The organism is Azospirillum sp. VT-I1, assembly GCF_055698305.1.
Map to the genome: position 1 here is coordinate 1,221,044 of NZ_CP168800.1, position 15,633 is coordinate 1,236,676.

17 protein-coding genes are annotated in these 15,633 nt (G+C 68.2%); 13 read left to right on the plus strand and 4 right to left on the minus strand.

Going from position 1 to position 15,633, the window contains the following annotated elements; translation table 11 throughout:
- The first annotated feature begins 108 nt into the window (after window positions 1-108).
- The 8 genes from AB8P05_RS05885 to AB8P05_RS05920 all read left to right on the plus strand — a co-directional run bounded on the left by AB8P05_RS05885 (window position 109) and on the right by AB8P05_RS05920 (window position 8,614).
- Complete coding sequence (locus tag AB8P05_RS05885) at window positions 109-504, plus strand: CidA/LrgA family protein (protein WP_472759157.1); 396 nt, start codon at window positions 109-111, stop codon at window positions 502-504.
- Window positions 501-1,223: an LrgB family protein gene (locus AB8P05_RS05890; RefSeq protein WP_472759158.1), complete on the plus strand. Its 723-nt coding sequence runs from the start codon at window positions 501-503 to the stop codon at window positions 1,221-1,223. The genes AB8P05_RS05885 and AB8P05_RS05890 overlap by 4 nt, the downstream gene beginning before the upstream one ends.
- Before the next feature lie 413 nt (window positions 1,224-1,636).
- Window positions 1,637-3,328, plus strand: a complete 1,692-nt coding sequence (gene leuA / locus AB8P05_RS05895; RefSeq protein ID WP_472759159.1) for a 2-isopropylmalate synthase — start codon at window positions 1,637-1,639, stop codon at window positions 3,326-3,328.
- Window positions 3,329-3,596: 268 nt separating this feature from the next.
- Window positions 3,597-4,583, plus strand: a complete 987-nt coding sequence (rfaD, locus tag AB8P05_RS05900) for an ADP-glyceromanno-heptose 6-epimerase (RefSeq protein ID WP_472759160.1) — start codon at window positions 3,597-3,599, stop codon at window positions 4,581-4,583.
- Window positions 4,584-4,594: 11 nt separating this feature from the next.
- Entirely contained in the window at window positions 4,595-5,416 is an 822-nt protein-coding gene (gene lgt / locus AB8P05_RS05905; protein WP_455172319.1) for a prolipoprotein diacylglyceryl transferase, read from the plus strand.
- A 4-nt stretch (window positions 5,417-5,420) separates the two neighbouring features.
- Entirely contained in the window at window positions 5,421-6,575 is a 1,155-nt protein-coding gene (locus AB8P05_RS05910) for a class I SAM-dependent methyltransferase (RefSeq protein ID WP_472759161.1), read from the plus strand.
- Between the two features lie 134 nt (window positions 6,576-6,709).
- Window positions 6,710-7,477, plus strand: coding sequence for a peptidoglycan editing factor PgeF (gene pgeF / locus AB8P05_RS05915; RefSeq protein ID WP_472759162.1), 768 nt, complete (start codon window positions 6,710-6,712; stop codon window positions 7,475-7,477).
- 201 nt (window positions 7,478-7,678) lie between these two features.
- Window positions 7,679-8,614, plus strand: a complete 936-nt coding sequence (locus tag AB8P05_RS05920) for a ribose-phosphate pyrophosphokinase (protein ID WP_014248495.1) — start codon at window positions 7,679-7,681, stop codon at window positions 8,612-8,614.
- Window positions 8,615-8,684: 70 nt separating this feature from the next.
- On the opposite strand, the gene AB8P05_RS05925 is transcribed toward AB8P05_RS05920, so the two are convergent.
- Window positions 8,685-8,885: a helix-turn-helix domain-containing protein gene (locus AB8P05_RS05925; RefSeq protein WP_109105773.1), complete on the minus strand. Its 201-nt coding sequence runs from the start codon at window positions 8,883-8,885 to the stop codon at window positions 8,685-8,687.
- Window positions 8,886-8,978: 93 nt separating this feature from the next.
- On the opposite strand from AB8P05_RS05925, the gene AB8P05_RS05930 reads away from it, so the two are divergent.
- Entirely contained in the window at window positions 8,979-9,638 is a 660-nt protein-coding gene (locus AB8P05_RS05930; RefSeq protein ID WP_472759163.1) for an XRE family transcriptional regulator, read from the plus strand.
- Between the two features lie 117 nt (window positions 9,639-9,755).
- Window positions 9,756-10,067, plus strand: coding sequence for a hypothetical protein (locus tag AB8P05_RS05935; RefSeq protein WP_472759164.1), 312 nt, complete (start codon window positions 9,756-9,758; stop codon window positions 10,065-10,067).
- Window positions 10,068-10,074: 7 nt separating this feature from the next.
- Here AB8P05_RS05935 and AB8P05_RS05940 read toward each other — a convergent pair whose 3' ends face one another.
- A complete protein-coding gene (locus AB8P05_RS05940; protein WP_472759165.1) occupies window positions 10,075-10,464 on the minus strand; it encodes a carboxymuconolactone decarboxylase family protein in 390 nt (129 codons plus the stop codon).
- A gap of 277 nt (window positions 10,465-10,741) precedes the next feature.
- Here AB8P05_RS05940 and AB8P05_RS05945 point away from each other — a divergent pair, with 277 nt between their 5' ends.
- The gene (locus AB8P05_RS05945; RefSeq protein ID WP_472759166.1) at window positions 10,742-11,593 is read left to right on the plus strand and encodes a TorD/DmsD family molecular chaperone; all 852 of its coding nucleotides are present in this window, start codon (window positions 10,742-10,744) and stop codon (window positions 11,591-11,593) included.
- Window positions 11,594-11,701: 108 nt separating this feature from the next.
- Window positions 11,702-13,837, plus strand: coding sequence for an ATP-binding protein (locus tag AB8P05_RS05950; protein WP_472759167.1), 2,136 nt, complete (start codon window positions 11,702-11,704; stop codon window positions 13,835-13,837).
- Window positions 13,838-13,871: 34 nt separating this feature from the next.
- Here the strand turns inward: AB8P05_RS05950 and AB8P05_RS05955 are convergent, their stop codons facing one another.
- Together AB8P05_RS05955 and AB8P05_RS05960 are read right to left on the minus strand one after the other, a co-directional pair.
- A complete protein-coding gene (locus AB8P05_RS05955; RefSeq protein WP_472759168.1) occupies window positions 13,872-14,096 on the minus strand; it encodes a hypothetical protein in 225 nt (74 codons plus the stop codon).
- A 172-nt stretch (window positions 14,097-14,268) separates the two neighbouring features.
- On the minus strand, window positions 14,269-14,493 hold the full coding sequence (locus AB8P05_RS05960; protein WP_455172327.1) for an SMc00767 family acetate metabolism repressor: 225 nt from the start codon (window positions 14,491-14,493) through the stop codon (window positions 14,269-14,271).
- A 426-nt stretch (window positions 14,494-14,919) separates the two neighbouring features.
- Here AB8P05_RS05960 and AB8P05_RS05965 point away from each other — a divergent pair, with 426 nt between their 5' ends.
- Window positions 14,920-15,288 carry a hypothetical protein gene (locus AB8P05_RS05965; RefSeq protein ID WP_472759169.1) on the plus strand — a complete coding sequence of 123 codons (369 nt, stop codon included), beginning with the start codon at window positions 14,920-14,922 and terminating at the stop codon, window positions 15,286-15,288.
- The last annotated feature ends 345 nt before the right edge of the window (window positions 15,289-15,633 follow it).

Below are 15,633 nucleotides of genomic sequence, written 5' to 3' on the forward strand. Positions count from 1 at the left end.
CACGCCGCCACATAGCCGATTCGCGACGCTCGCATTCGCGGAATGCAGCCCGGCGGCTTCGCCACTGCGGTAGAAGGACGGACAGCGCCCCTTCCACCGGAGTCCGCGATGCTCGGAACCCTGACGCTTCTGCTGCTCTGCCAACTGGCGGGCGAATTGGCCGCCCGCCTGCTGCACCTACCTGTTCCCGGGCCGGTGCTGGGCATGCTGCTGCTGTTCGCCGGCCTTCTGCTGCGCGGCGGCGTGCCGGCTGCGGTGCAGGATACGGCGGGCGGGTTGCTGCGGCATCTGTCCCTGCTGTTCGTGCCGGCCGGCGTCGGGGTGATGGTGCATGTCACCCGCCTGGAGGCGGAGGCGCTGCCCATCGTCGTCGCGCTGTTTGGCAGCACCCTGTTCGGCATCGCGGTGACGGCCAAGCTGATGGCATTCCTGCTGAGCCGCACCGATCCGCGGCTGGAGGAGGAACCGGCGGCCGGAAAACCAGGGGAGGGGGACCGGGCATGAGCGACGACCTTCACCAGATCTGGGTCTATCTGTCGGCAAACCCGCTGGCCGGGCTGACCCTGACCCTGGTCGCCTACCAGTGCGGGCTGTGGCTGTTCGAGAAGCTGGGCCGGCGCCCGGTGCTGAACCCAGTGCTGATCGCGGTCATCCTGATCGCCGGGGTGCTGAGCCTGTCGGGCATCGATTACCGCACCTATTTCGATGGCGCGCAGTTCGTCCATTTCCTGCTGGGTCCAGCCACCGTGGCGCTGGCCGTCCCGCTCTACAACCAGTTCCAGGAGGTCCGCCGCTCGGCCCTGGCGCTGGTGGTGGCGCTGCTGGTCGGGTCGGCGGCGTCGGCCTTGAGCGCGGTGGCGCTGGTCTGGGCCTTCGGCGGATCGGCGGCGACGATCCTGTCGATGGCGCCCAAATCGGTCACCTCCCCCATCGCCATGGGCGTGTCGGAACAGATCGGCGGGCTGCCGTCGCTGACCGCGGTGTTCGTCATCATCACCGGCATCGTCGCCGCCAGCCTGGGCACCTGGGTGCTGAACCTGGTGCGGGTGAAGGACTGGCGCGCCCGCGGATTCGGCATGGGGGTGGCGGCGCACGGCATCGGCACCGCCCGCGCCCTGCAGGTCAACGAGGTGGCGGGCGCCTTCGCCGGGCTGGGCATGGGGTTGAACGGGCTGGCGACGGCGCTGCTGCTGCCGACGCTCTATCATCTGATCTGGGGCTGATCCGGACCTGGATGGGAGCGATGGTTCGCGTGTCCCGCAGTCCGTTTTCCGCCAATCCGGGCTTGACAGCGTTGCCGCACCTGCGCACAGTGCGGCCCATGACCTGCATCGACCGCCAGAACGCCCTTCTTCGACTTCTCGGCCCGGCGCTTTAAGCGTCCGGGTTTGTCGCGTTCGCACACCATTTCCATCGGTCGAAGTGTCTGTTCCATGAGCGATGTTTCCAAAGGCGCCGGCATCGGCGTCGCCCGGCCGGGGCCGGGACTGCGACTTACCGACGGTCGCTGAGCCACATCCGGCGGCTCCGCGGCCGTACCCCTCGCCGGTCCCTCCGCCTTTCAAAATCCGATCCGCCGCTCCCGGCCGCAAAAAATTTCAGAGCGCCGGAGCCGCCACTGGAGCCGAACGACGTCATGAGCACCGCGACCAATATTCCGACTTTGCCGAAGTCCCCGTCCAAGTACGCCCCCTTCCCCCAGGTGAAGCTGACCGACCGCCAATGGCCGTCGCGCACCCTGGACAAGGCGCCGATGTGGTGCTCGGTCGACCTGCGCGACGGCAACCAGGCGCTGATCGAGCCGATGGGGCCGGACCGCAAGCGCGCGATGTTCGACCTGCTGCTGCGCATGGGCTTCAAGGAGATCGAGGTCGGCTTCCCCGCCGCGTCGCAGACCGATTTCGACTTCTGCCGCGAGGTGATCGACGAGGGCAAGATCCCCGACGGCGTCACCATCCAGGTGTTGACCCAGTCGCGTGAGGAGCTGATCCGCCGCACCTTCGACGGCATCAAGGGCGCCAAGCGCGCCATCGTCCACCTGTACAACTCCACCTCGGAGCTGCAGCGCCGCGTGGTGTTCGGGCTGGACCGCCAGGGCATCATCGACATCGCCGTCGCCGGCGTTAAGCTGGTCAAGCAGCTGGCCGCCGAGACGCCGGAGACCGAGATCGTCCTGCAATACTCGCCGGAAAGCTTCACCGGCACCGAGCTGGACTTCGCGGTCGAGATCTGCGAGGCGGTGATGGAGACCTGGGGCGCCACCCCCGCCAACAAGGTCATCCTGAACCTGCCGGCCACGGTCGAGATGTCGATGCCGAACGTGCATGCCGACCAGATCGAGTGGTTCTGCCGCAACCTGAAGAACCGCGAGTCGGCGATCATTTCGCTGCATCCGCACAACGACCGCGGCACCGGCGTCGCCGCGGCGGAGATGGGGCTGCTGGCCGGCGCCGACCGCGTCGAGGGCACCCTGTTCGGCAACGGCGAGCGTACCGGCAACGTCGACGTCGTCACGCTGGCGCTGAACATGTTCACCCAGGGCGTCGATCCGGAGCTGAACATCGACGACATCAACGAGATCGTCCGCATTTCCGAATACTGCACGCAGCTGCCGGTGCATCCGCGCCATCCCTATGCCGGCGAGCTGGTGTTCACCGCCTTCTCGGGCTCGCACCAGGACGCCATCAACAAGGGGCTGAAGGCGCTGTCCAAGTCCAACACCGGCAAGTGGGAGGTCCCGTACCTGCCCATCGACCCGCAGGATCTGGGCCGCAGCTATGAGGCGGTGATCCGCATCAACAGCCAGTCCGGCAAGGGCGGCATCGCCTATGTGCTGGAGAAGGACTACGGCCTGCAGATCCCGCGCCGCCTGCAGATCGAGTTCTCCAAGGTGGTGCAGCGCGTCGCCGACGAGACCGGCAAGGAGCTGTCGCCCGCCGACATCCACGCCGCCTTCAAGGCCGAGTATCTGGACGCCGACAGCCCGCTGGAACTGGTCGAGCATTCGACCGAGCCACGTGGCCCGAACTCCGGCGCTCGCGCCATGAGCGTGGTGATGCGCCGCAACGGCGAGATCATCACCACCAAGGGCAAGGGCAACGGTCCGATCGACGCCTTCCTGGACGCCCTGCGCCAGGGCTGCGGCACCGACATGCACGTCGTCGACTACCGCGAGCACGCCATCGGCGCCGGCGAGGACGCCCAGGCCTGCGCCTATGTCGAGGTGAAGGCCGGCGACAAGACCCTGTTCGGCGTGGGCATCGACGCCGACATCGTGACCGCCTCGCTGCGGGCGCTGGTGAGCGCGGCCAATCGGGCGGCGCGGTAAGGGGTCGGCTTCGATACCCCCACCTAGCCTCCCCGCTGGGCGGGGAGGGACTGCCGCCGAACGCCGACAAAAGTCCAATCCCCTCCCCCGCCCAGCTCTCGCACAAAGCTCCGCTTTGTGCTGACGCGGCAGGCGGACCATAGGTCCGCTGAAAGCGGGGAGGGTCAGGGTGGGGGCATCGCCCGCCCGCACTCCCCCAACCTTGCCCCCAAGCCCCTCCCCGCCTATAAGTCCCCACGAAACGCGTCGAGCAACAGCGGACAGCGCTATGATCGTGGTCACCGGCGGGGCCGGCTTCATCGGGTCCAACCTTGTCGCGGCGCTGGCCGCGCGCGGCATCACCGACGTGGCGGTGGTCGACCGCTTCCGCGACGGCGAGAAGTGGCAGAACCTCGCCAAGCGCGAGGTCGCGACGCTGGTGCCGCCCGAGCAGACGCTCGCCTTCCTCGACCAGCATGCCGCCGAGATCGACACGGTCTTCCATCTCGGCGCCGTCTCCGCCACCACCGAGCGGGACGTCGACAAGATCGTCGCCAACAACGTCGCGCTGACGCTCGACCTGTGGCGCTGGTGTTCCTGGCGCGGCTGCCGGCTGATCTACGCCTCCTCCGCCGCTACCTATGGCGACGGGTCCGCCGGTTTCGACGATGACGGGTCCTGCGACGGGCTGGCGCGGCTGCGGCCGCTGAACGCCTATGGCTGGTCCAAGCATCTGGTCGACCGCCGCATCGCCCGTGCGGTCGCCACCGGCGACCTCCTGCCGCCGCAATGGGCCGGGCTGAAGTTCTTCAACGTCTACGGCCCCAACGAGGCCCACAAGGGCGACATGATGAGCGTGGTCGCCAAGCTGCATCCGCAACTGACGGCCAGCCAGCCGGCGCGGCTGTTCAAGTCGCACAAGGACGGCTTCGAGGACGGCGGCCAGCTGCGCGACTTCATTTACGTCGACGATTGCGTCGCGGTGATGCTGTGGCTGTACGACCATCCCGAGGTCAGCGGCCTGTTCAACGTCGGCACCGGCAAGGCGCGCAGCTTCAAGGATCTGGCGCTGGCGACCTTCGCGGCACTGGGGCTGCCTCCCCGGATTGAGTACTTCGACATGCCCGAGCATCTGCGCGGCAAATACCAATATTTCACGCAGGCGACGACGGATCGCCTGCGCGCCGCCGGGTTCGACCAGCCCTTCACCGAGCTGGAAGAGGGTGTCCGGCGCTATGTGCAGGATTTCCTGTCGCAGCCAGACCCGTATCGCTGACCGGAGTTCCCATGTTCGCCGCCCTGCCAGTCGTCGCCTTTCCCACCATCGATCCGGTCGCCTTTTCCGTCGGCCCGGTCGTCGTCCGCTGGTACGCGCTGGCCTATCTCGCCGGCTTCGTGCTGGGCTGGCGCTACTGCCTGGGGCTGGCGCGGCTCGATCCCGACCGGCGGCCGAAGCCGGAGGAGTTCGACGACTTCCTGACCTGGGCGGTGATCGGCACCATCCTGGGCGGGCGGCTGGGCTATGTGCTGTTCTACAACCTGCCCTATTATCTGGAAAACCCGCTGGACGCGCTGCAGGTCTGGCACGGCGGCATGTCCTTCCATGGCGGCATGGTCGGCGTGCTGACCGCCATCGGGCTGTTCTGCTGGCGCCGCGGCATCTCGCCCTATGTCTTCGGCGACATCATCGCCGCCTGCGCGCCAATCGGCCTGTTCTTCGGCCGCATCGCCAACTTCATCAACGGCGAGCTTTATGGCCGGGCGGCGCCCGATTTCGCCTATGCCATGGTGTTCCCGCGCGATCCGCTGCAGGTGCCGCGCCATCCCAGCCAGCTGTACGAGGCGGCGCTGGAGGGTGTGGTCCTGTTCATCCTGCTGGCCATCGCCATCCGCAGCCCGGCGCTGCGCAACCGGCCGGGCACCGTCGGCGGGCTGTTCCTGATCGGCTATGGCGTGTCGCGCATCATCGTGGAGTTCTTCCGCGAGCCCGACCCGCAGCTGGGCTTCCTGTTCGCCGGGGCCACGATGGGGCAGCTGCTGTCGCTGCCGATGGTCGCGGTCGGCCTGTGGCTGGTCCTGCGCGGCCGGCGCCACGCCATCCCGGCCTGACGCCATGGCGGGGGAAGAGAACGCGGGACCCGAAGACACCGGTGCCGAGACGCTGGCCCGCCTGCTGGCCCGCCGCATCCTGTTGGACGGCCCGATCAGCGTCGGCGCCTTCATGGCGGAGGCGCTGGGCCACCCGCGGCTCGGCTACTACATCCGCCAGGACCCGTTCGGCAGCGGCGGCGACTTCACCACCGCGCCCGAGATCAGCCAGATGTTCGGCGAGCTGGTCGGGCTGTGGTGCGTCGACAGCTGGGCGCGGCTTGGCGGCCCCGGCCCCTTCCATCTGGTGGAGCTTGGCCCCGGCCGCGGCACGCTGATGGCCGACCTGCTGCGGGCCGCGGCCGTGCTGCCGCTGTTCCGCGACAACGCCGCCGTCCATCTGGTGGAGACCAGCCCGGCCCTGCGCGAGCGCCAGCGCCGGACGCTTCAGCCCATCCTCGGCGACGCCATCCAGTGGCACGACCGGCTGGAGGATGTGCCGGACGGCCCGACCATCCTGATCGCCAACGAGTTCTTCGACGCCCTGCCGATCCGTCAGGTGCAGAAGACCGGCCATGGCTGGTTCGAACGGCTGGTGGACCTGGAGCCGGAAAGCACCGACTCCGACCCGCGCTTCCGCTTCGTGCTGGAGGCCTTCGGCAGTTCCGGCAGCCGGCTGGTGCCCGATGCGCTCCGCGATGCGCCGGACGGCAGCGTGGTCGAGGTCTCCCCCGCCTCGCAGGCGGTGGCGCGGCTGATCGGCGCCCGGCTGGCCGCCGCCCCCGGCGCGGCGCTGGTGATCGATTACGGCTATGCCCACGGCCCCGCGGTGGGCGACACGCTGCAGGCACTGCGCCGCCATGCCTTCGCCCCGGTGCTGGAGGCGCCGGGCGAAGCCGACCTGACCGCGCATGTCGATTTCGCCGGCATCGCCGCCGCGGCGCGGGAGGGCGGCGCCCAGTCCTTCGGCCCGGTCGAACAGGGGGACTGGCTGACCCGCCTGGGCATCCACCAACGGGCATCGTCCCTGGCGGCCAAGGCTACCCCGGCACAGGCCAAGGATATCCGAAGTGCGATGGACCGCTTGATCGATCCTGCGCAAATGGGCAGGCTGTTCAAGCTGGTCGCGCTGGCCACGCCCGGAGCCTTCGCCGACGATACCCCGCCGGCGGGCTTCTGACGGCGCAAGCGCAGACAACCGGTTAGAGGCAAGAGCACCGGAACCGCCCCCGAACCAAACCGGGCGGACCGTGCATCGCGGCTTCCTGCCCTGTTGGGCATGCGGGGGCCACTGAACAGGGAAGGACGGCGTTCGTGATCACACTCGGCGCGCTGAACGACATCACCCATATCCGCCACGCCTTTTTCACCCGCACCGGCGGGGTGTCCACCGGACTGTACGCCTCGCTGAACTGCGGGCTGGGCTCCAACGACTCAGCCGCGGCGGTGCATGAGAACCGTGCCCGCGCAGCGGCCCGGCTGGAAGTCGCGGCCGAAAACCTCGTCACCTGCCATCAGGTCCACAGCCCGACCTGCGTGGTGGTGGAGGAGCCGTGGACGCCGGAGACGGCGCCCAAGGCCGACGCCATGGCGACCCGCAGCCCGGGGATCGCGCTGGGCATCCTGACCGCCGACTGCGCGCCCGTGCTGTTCGCCGACAGCAAGGCCCGCGTCATCGGCGCCGCCCATGCCGGCTGGAAGGGCGCCAAGGGCGGCGTCATCGAGGCGACCGTCGCCCGCATGGTGGAGCTTGGCGCCAAGCCGAACCGGATCGTCGCCTGCATCGGTCCCTGCATCGCCCAGCGCTCCTACGAGGTGGGGCCGGAGTTCCCCGCCCCGTTCGAGGAGGAGGACCCGCGCAACCGCGACTATTTCGCCCCGGCCCGCAAACCCGGCCATTTCCTGTTCGATCTGGCTGCCTACGTCACCCGGCGGCTGGGCGACTCCGGCGTCACGGTGATCCAGCGCTGCCCCAACGACACGGTGGCGGAGGAGGACCGCTTTTTCAGCTACCGCCGCTCCTGCCTTCGGGGTGAACCGGATTACGGACGCGGTCTTTCGGCCATCGTCCTGCAGAACTGAGTCCCCCCGAACGGACAGCTTCAACGCCACGGTCATGCCGCCCGCGCAGGGCGGCCTTCCCCAATGGGGAAAGACCCTACCGTCATCGAACGTTTACATGGGCACGCCCCTTTGTTATGGTCCGCCCCGTTTTCAAGGGGCGGCGGCGCGCGAGCGGCGGACGTGCCTTGAGCCGTTTCCCTGCAAAGAGAGCCGACCCCGATGAAGGTGCTTGCCGGCAACAGCAACCGTCCGCTGGCCGAGGCGATCTCCACCTGTCTCGGCGTGCCGCTGACGAAAGCGAGCGTGCGCCGTTTCTCCGACATGGAGGTGTTCGTCGAGATCCTGGAGAACGTGCGCGGCGAGGACGTGTTCGTCGTCCAGTCGACCTCGTTCCCGGCCAACGACAACCTGATGGAACTGCTGGTGACGATTGACGCGCTGCGGCGCGGGTCGGCCCGGCGCATCACGGCGGTCATCCCCTACTACGGCTATGCCCGGCAGGATCGCAAGACCGGCCCGCGTACGCCGATCTCGGCCAAGCTGGTCGCCAACCTGATCACCCAGGCCGGCGCCAACCGCGTGCTGACGATGGACCTGCACGCCGGCCAGATCCAGGGCTTCTTCGACATCCCCACCGACAACCTGATGGCCGCCCCGGTCTTCGAGAAGGACATCCGCCAGTCCTTCGAGAACATCGGCGAGGTCACCATCGTGTCGCCGGACGTCGGCGGCGTGGTTCGCGCCCGCGCGCTGGCCAAGCGCCTGGACGCCGATCTGGCCATCATCGACAAGCGGCGCGAGCGCGCCGGCGTGTCGGAGGTGATGAACATCATCGGCGACGCCAACGGCCGCCGCTGCATCCTGCTGGACGACATCGTCGACTCGGGCGGCACTCTGTGCAACGCCGCCGTCGCGCTGATGGAAGCCGGCGCCAAGTCGGTCCATGCCTTCTGCACCCACGGCGTGCTGTCCGGCGGTGCGGTTGCCCGCGTCGCCGTCTCCCCGCTGGAACAGTTGGTCACCACCGACAGCATCCAGGCGACCGAGGCGGTCCGCGTGTCGCGCAACATCCGCCAGCTGACCATCGCCCCCCTGCTCGCCGAAGCCATCATGCGCATCAGCGAGGAGCGGTCGGTGTCGAGCCTGTTCTCGTAACAGCGGCAACTTCACGGAAAAGGCCCTTTCCCGGTGGGAGAGGGCCTTTTTTGTTGTGCGCCTTCCGTCATCAGCCCTCACCCGCCAGCCCATGGAAGTCGTTCGCCGTCACCTGCCCACCGGTCGCGGCGGCAATGCGGGCCATCACCGCGGGACGGGGAACCCGGCGGCCATGGCGGTAACGGTTGACCGTGGCCTGACTCGTCCCGATCAGGGCGGCGAAGGCCTCTTCCTTGGTTGCGGTCCGGGTGAGCCAGTCATCAAGCGTCATACCGCAATGGTTTAGACCAGGCCGGCTTCTGCGCGCAACTGGATTTATTCCGCAGCATTGGACTTTCCAAAGCCGTTTTGGTATGAACGGTCCATGACCACCATGCGCGAACTGCGGCAAGCCGCCGGGCTGAGCCAGGAGAAGCTGGCCGAGCTGGCCGGCACCTCCCAGCCCCAGATCAACAAGCTGGAGACCGGCCAGCGCAAGATGACCGTCGATTGGGCGGTCAAGCTCGCCCAGCCGCTGGGCGTGGAACCGGCAGTCCTGCTCGGCCTCGACCTGCCGGCCGCCCCCGTGGCGGCGCGCCCGGCACGGCCGGCGATGCCGCCGCTGCTGCGCACCCCGCCCGTCGGCACCCAAGCCCAGGCGGCCGCATCCATGCCGGTGCGGGCGGCGGCGCGCGGCGGGGTGGACCAGGAGATGTTCCTGGAGGATGGGCCGATCGACTGGATCGCACGCCCCGATTACCTGAAGAACGCCCGCGATCCCTACGCCATGTATGTCGTCGGCGAATCGATGATGCCGCGCTTCCGGCCGGCGCAGCTGCTGCACGTCAACCCGCACAAGCCGCCGGCGCCGGGGGCCGGTGTGGTGGTGGTCAAGCGCAACAAGGCGGTGCTGGTGAAGGAGTTCGTGCGCCGCGGTGCCGAGGCCGTGGTGCTGCGCGAATACCAGCCGGCCGACCGCGAGTTTGCCGTTCCGCTGGAAGAGCTCGACACCCTGCACACCGTCGTCGGGCTGCAGGAGCCCTGAGGCTATACCGATCCGGTATCGGCATTCGCTGGCTCATATAATCCAATTTGGATTATTCCTTGGCTGCACGGACCGCCGGACACGCCCGGCGCACCGACCAGCCAAGGAGAAACGGCCATGCCCCAGCTCTACCCCCGCTTCCATCCCGGCCCTTGCGGCGGGCGGCTCGACGGCTTCAGCGAGCGCGGCGCCCGCGAGCTGGCCCGCCGCATCCGGGAAGCCTGGGCGAAGATCGGCTGGGACGTGGAGGTGCGGGTGGAGCGCATCGCCAGCGAAGAGCTGGGGGACGGACGCAGCATCGCCCATTTCACCGTCCGCAGCGACCTGATCAACGGACTTCCGCAACGTCGCCTGGAGCAGCGCTCGGAGATCGGTGTGCAGAAGCCTTTGGATGAAACGGCGGCCCGGCCGCGGAAGCGGGCCGCCTGAGGCAGCGTCATTTCAGCCGCTCGTCCAGTTCCACCTGATAGCCGACGGCGAGGCGGTTGGTCTCGTTCGCCATGCCGACCACCGCCATCAGTTCGCCGAACTGCGCATCGGTCATGCCCAGCCGGCGCGCCGCAGCCTCGTGGGAGCGGATGCAGTACTGGCAGTTGTTGGTGACGCTGACCGCGACGAAGATCATCTCCTTCACCAGCGGGTCCAGCGCGCCGGGAGCCATCACCTCCTTCAGGCTGTCCCAGGTCCGCGCCAGGGTCGGCGGGTGGTGGGCGATCATCTTCCAGAAATTGTTCACGTCGGGGACGTTGCGCGTCGCCTTGATGTCGTCGTAGACGGCGCGCACCTCCGGTGCGGCGGCGTCCTGTTCGATAAGGGGAAGCGGCATGATGGCCGGGGCTCCTCGCAGGGGGTGGGACACTTCGACACGGCGATATGGCCGGACACCGCGCCGCAAGGCAATCGCCGGCCTATGCCCATGCCCGCCGTGCTGCACATGCCCCTTGCCCATGCCCCTGCCGATCGGCCGCGTTGACCATGGACCGTCCCGCTGGTAGTAAAGACAACGAACAAGATCGCGCAAACGTTCGGACCGCCAGCCGGCCGCCGACGGACATCAAACCAAGACATCGACAAGACACGAAGCCCATTCGTGCAGCGTTCCCATGCGGCCCGGTTCCGGCACACGCCCGGTCAGGCCCGACTGCCGGGAGGAACAGCGTGGAGAGCATGCTTCTCGAAACGGCCAAGCGTCCTGGAACGGCCGAAGCACCCCCTGCCGGGACGGCGCCGCCGCCGCGCCCGCGGATCTCCGTCGGGAAGAGCCGGGACTGTGCGACTCGGCCGAGGCCCTGCGCCGCCTCGCCCGCTTCCATGCGGAAGAGCCGACGCCGGCCCAGCTGGCGGCGCTGCGCCAAAGCCCGGTCGGCCGCGGCCCGCTGGCGCTTGACCGTGACGACGCCCTGCAGGCCGCCGCCCTGGTGGACGAGGTGGTGAGCGACCTGCCCGACCGGATTACCCGCCGCAGCCTCGGCCCGCTGGCCGCCGATTTCGCCGCCATCCATCATGGCGGCGACCTGCGCGCCTGCCCGACCGAAGCGGCGTGGTTGGACGAGCGGGTCCGGTCCGACGCCGCCGCCTCGCTCCAGCGCTGGCGGACGGGGCTGGAGACGGAACTGCGCCGCCCGCCGTTCGACCGACTGCCCGACGACCATGTCGCGGCGGAACTGGCGCTGCTGGCCGCCCTGCTCGACCGCGGCCGGACGGCCGACGCGGTCCGCTTCCTCGACCGCCATCCGCTGCGCTGGGTGCCGAATTTCTGCAGCCGGGTCGCCACCCGCTGCCGGGAGCCCTTCTTCGCCGGCATCGCCATCCTGACCAACGCCCATCTCGATCATCTCCGCGACCGGCTGGGCGCCGCCTGCGGCATGCCGCGCCAGGGGGAAGAGGACTCGGACATCCGCCGCCGCCGCTGGACGGAGGGACGGTTCCCCCGCGCCTGCACCTGCGAATCGTAAGGTTCGCCCTGCCGGAAGTCGGAGTTGCCCCGGCTTCAGTGCATCGTCCAAGGTGATGGGGACGGCGCCCGTGCGACGTCCCTCGGCCTTTCCCAATATTGGATGGTGATGCTCCTTCGCAGCCCCGAAAGCCGGACCGACCGCAGGGGCTCCCTGCGGCTGCTTCGCCTCCTGCTGGCGGTGTCGGTGGCTTTGCCGCTCGTGCTGTTCGCCGGCATCGGATGGCGCGAACGCTGGGAAGCGCAGGAGGAGGCGGAGCGGAATGCCAGCAAGAACGCGCTGATCCTGCACGAACATGTGCTGAAGGTCTTCGACACCATGTCGCAGGTGCTGGACCGGGTGGACGAGCGCATCCACGGCCGCAGCTGGAGCGAGATCGCCGAATCGGAATCGCTGCACCGCTACTTGCGGACCTTGACAGGGGAGCTGGCGCAGGTGGGCGCCATCGGTCTGACCGATGCGGACGGGATCGTGCGCAACTCCAGCCGCGTCTTCCCGTCCCGCAAAAGCCATATCGGGAACCGCGCCGATTTCCAGGAGCAGCGGGAGAGCGACGCCGGCCTGCTGATCGCCGGACCGATCGCGGATGCGGGCACCGGCCGGGCCACCTTCGGCATCAGCCGGCGCCGAAGCAGCCCCGGCGGCCCCGACGGCAGCTTCGACGGAATCATCGCCGCCATCGTCAATCCCGACTATTTCTTCAGCTTCTACCGGCAGGTCATCGGCACCGAGGGCGAATCCATCTCGCTGATCCGCGACGACGGCGTGATCCTGATGCGCTATCCGCCGCTGGAAGGACGGCAGGGGCCGGCGGCGTTCCCAACCCTGCCGCCGGACCGCGGCCTGCGCGAGGAAATCCGCAAGCAGCCTGCCGAGGGGCTGTTCCGCACCGACAACAGCCATGTGCAGGGGCTGGCCCGCGTGTTCGCCTACAAGCGGGTCGGGGATTTCCCGGTCTATGTCGTCTATGGGCTGGACCAGGCGCAGATCACCCGGTCGTGGTGGCGCAATATGGCGCTGGACGGCGCCTTCGTCGCCCCGGCCACGCTGGCGCTCGCGCTGATCGCCTGGCTGGCCTACAGCCGCGCCGCCTCCGAAAACGCGGCGGTGCGCCGCTGGGCGGAGGAGGTGCGCAACCGCGAAAGGCTGGAGGAGGCCCTGCGCCAGAGCCAGAAGATGGAGGCGCTGGGCCAGCTGACCGGCGGGGTCGCCCACGATTTCAACAACCTGCTGACCGCGGCGATGGCCAATCTACATCTGCTGGGCCGCCATCTGCCGGCGGAAGGGCAGCGCTTCCTGACCGGCGCCAACACCGCGCTGGAACGGGCGGAGAAGCTGACCCGCCAGCTGCTGTCCTTCTCGCGCCAGGACGCGGTGAATCCGACCGTCGTCGATCTGGGCGACAGCCTGCGCCGGATGGGCGACCTGCTGGAAAGGTCGGTCCGGGCCGATATCGCGCTGGAATGGGACATAGCGCTGGTGCCGATGGCGGTCGCCGTCGATCCGGTCCAGCTGGAAATGGCGGTGCTGAATTTGGTGCTGAACGCCCGCGACGCCATGCCCGGCGGCGGACGGATCCGCATCGCCGCGTCGCCGGGACCGGAGCCCCGCAGCGCGCGCATCGAGGTGTCGGACACCGGGGCCGGCATGCCGCCGGACGTGATCGCCCGCGCCTTCGATCCCTTCTTCACCACCAAGGGCGTCGGCAAGGGCACCGGGCTCGGCCTGTCGATGGTCTACGGCTTCGCCCGCCAGTCCGGCGGCAACGCCGCCATCGACAGCCGGCCGGGCGAAGGCACGCGCGTCCGCATCGACCTGCCGCTGACCGAGGCGAAGCCGCCGGAACCGCCCCCCGCCCCGAACGCGCCGGAACCGGTCCACCGCCCGCTGCGCATCCTGGTGGTGGAGGACAATCCGCTGGTCCTGATGGCGACGGTGGAAGGGCTGACCCAGGAGGGTTTCACGGTGGAGACCGCGGAGGACGGCGTGGCGGCCATGGAGCTGCTGGAGACCGACCGCGAGTTCGATCTGGTCGTGTCGGACGTCGTCATGCCCCGCGGCGTGTCGGGCATCGATCTGGCCCGTCACATCCGCGAACGCTGGCCGCAGCTGCGCGTCCTGCTGGCGTCCGGCTACAGCCCGGAGTCACTGGCGACCATGGGGGCGGACACCGCCTCGGTACTGGCCAAGCCCTTCACGCCCGATCAGCTGGCAGCGCGAATCAGGGCGCTGGCCAATCCGTAGGTTCGGCGTTTGAACCCGGCGGCGCCCGCCGGGGTCAGGTCAGGGCGCTGACGAACATCGGCGTCCACATCGCCATGCACCAGACGAGACCCAGGCAAAGGCCGCGGGTGAAGTCGTCGAAGGTCGGCTGTTCCAGGCGGTGCAGCCTCCACATGGCGTTCAGGTCGCCGGGCGTCGGGGAGGCATCGTCGGGGTCGTTGCGGAAGTCGGTCTGTTCACGGCTTGCGGCTGCGCGCCGGTCGGGGTCGGGTGACGGCATGGCTGGGCCTCGCATCGATGGCGGAATGCCCAGGAAGTTTGTAGCCGCCGCCGCCGCCGGCCACCCTTTCTTCCGTCATCGGTGGAATTTTATCGGCATACGAAAAAGGCCGCCATCCGCTGGACGGATGGGGCCTTTTCGCTGAGGTTCCGGCCGGCTGGGCCGGACGCGCTCACTTGCCCGGGCGGATCACCGGGGTGAGCTGGTCGCCCCAGTTGCCGGTTTCGTTGTGGTAACGGGCGGTGCGCATCAACTCCACCGTCACGCCGGCCTCGACCGCCTTGACGACGGCGTCGTTCAGGCGGTGCAGGTTGTTGGCGACGATGCGGATGGCGCTTTCCTGCTCCGGAGTCATCTCCGACCGGTCATCCGGCGGCGCGTCCTTGAATCCCGACATGCGTTGTTCCTTCCCCTGGATTGGGACCGCCCCGGCGGGACCGGCTGCGGTCCAGAACTTGGTCATGATCTTGCCCGGCGTCCGATGCCGGTTTTCATCATGTACCATATCGTGTGCGCCGCGACAAAGTTCCCAACGCGCCAAACGCTTGCGACCATTGGCCTCTTGCAACCTGCAAACGGCGCAGCGGCGGCTGCCGCCCGGCTATTCGGATTGCGTGCCGAGATCCACATCACAAGCAATGAATGGTTGCCGGTCATCGTTGCCGGCATGTAACCGAAGACCGGCCGCATTTTTGTTTCCGGCCGCAAAAAGAAAAGATCGTTTAGGGTCGTACTTAACTTTTGGATTAACTCGCCTGTTGACGCCTCTCGATTGCAATGCCCAACATTCGACACAAACCTTTTTTCCCCAACGGAGATCATCTTGAAGAACGTCGCCGCCAAGGCCCTGCTTGTTGCGTCCTCCCTGTTCCTGATGCACGGCGCGGCGCTCGCTGGCCAGCAGGACTTCACGATCGTCAACAAGACCGGCTATCCGCTGAAGCACATCTACGTGTCGGAGACGAACAACAACAGCTGGGACGAAGACATCCTCGGCCGTGACGTCCTGAACGACGGCGAATACTTCGAAGTCGCCTTCGCCAAGGCTGAGAAGACCTGCAAGTGGGACATGAAGGTCGTCTATGACGACGGCGAGTCGGCGGTGTGGGACGGGCTGAACCTGTGCCAGATCTCCAAGCTGACGCTGAAGTGGAACAAGAACACCGGCGTCACCTCGGCCCAGACCGAGTAACGCACGTCGCGAAGGTTGTGCTTCCGCGGTTCACCGGAGGGTTCAGGACACGCATCGGCGTCTGAACCGTCACGGTGATCCGCGGAAGCGGTTGCACCGTCTGACGGACCGCCCCTTGGCAGATCCCCCCTCGGTCCGGCGGCACAATGCCCTTGCCGCGATGCCCTTGCCGATACCCGTGCGCGCCGCTCCTGCCGCCGGCCGCCGGCCTCCAAGTCAAGTCAAGTCGCCAAGCCCATTGTGCGGCGCAACAGAATCTATGCAAAAAGTCTTGCCTTTCGGCGAGTAGTCACAGACACTTTCCACCGGCCGGCAGCGTACGAACGGGTGGCAGCCGGCCCTGGC

Bases quoted from the DNA above. Each gene is read 5' to 3' on its own strand.
- AB8P05_RS05885 (WP_472759157.1), top strand. From the start codon at position 109: ATGCTCGGAACCCTGACGCTTCTGCTGCTCTGCCAACTGGCGGGCGAA.
- AB8P05_RS05890 (WP_472759158.1), top strand. From the start codon at position 501: ATGAGCGACGACCTTCACCAGATCTGGGTCTATCTGTCGGCAAACCCG.
- leuA (WP_472759159.1), top strand. From the start codon at position 1,637: ATGAGCACCGCGACCAATATTCCGACTTTGCCGAAGTCCCCGTCCAAG.
- rfaD (WP_472759160.1), top strand. From the start codon at position 3,597: ATGATCGTGGTCACCGGCGGGGCCGGCTTCATCGGGTCCAACCTTGTC.
- lgt (WP_455172319.1), top strand. From the start codon at position 4,595: ATGTTCGCCGCCCTGCCAGTCGTCGCCTTTCCCACCATCGATCCGGTC.
- AB8P05_RS05910 (WP_472759161.1), top strand. From the start codon at position 5,421: ATGGCGGGGGAAGAGAACGCGGGACCCGAAGACACCGGTGCCGAGACG.
- AB8P05_RS05920 (WP_014248495.1), top strand. From the start codon at position 7,679: ATGAAGGTGCTTGCCGGCAACAGCAACCGTCCGCTGGCCGAGGCGATC.
- AB8P05_RS05925 (WP_109105773.1), bottom strand. From the start codon at position 8,885: ATGACGCTTGATGACTGGCTCACCCGGACCGCAACCAAGGAAGAGGCC.
- AB8P05_RS05930 (WP_472759163.1), top strand. From the start codon at position 8,979: ATGACCACCATGCGCGAACTGCGGCAAGCCGCCGGGCTGAGCCAGGAG.
- AB8P05_RS05935 (WP_472759164.1), top strand. From the start codon at position 9,756: ATGCCCCAGCTCTACCCCCGCTTCCATCCCGGCCCTTGCGGCGGGCGG.
- AB8P05_RS05940 (WP_472759165.1), bottom strand. From the start codon at position 10,464: ATGCCGCTTCCCCTTATCGAACAGGACGCCGCCGCACCGGAGGTGCGC.
- AB8P05_RS05945 (WP_472759166.1), top strand. From the start codon at position 10,742: ATGCGGCCCGGTTCCGGCACACGCCCGGTCAGGCCCGACTGCCGGGAG.
- AB8P05_RS05950 (WP_472759167.1), top strand. From the start codon at position 11,702: ATGCTCCTTCGCAGCCCCGAAAGCCGGACCGACCGCAGGGGCTCCCTG.
- AB8P05_RS05955 (WP_472759168.1), bottom strand. From the start codon at position 14,096: ATGCCGTCACCCGACCCCGACCGGCGCGCAGCCGCAAGCCGTGAACAG.
- AB8P05_RS05960 (WP_455172327.1), bottom strand. From the start codon at position 14,493: ATGTCGGGATTCAAGGACGCGCCGCCGGATGACCGGTCGGAGATGACT.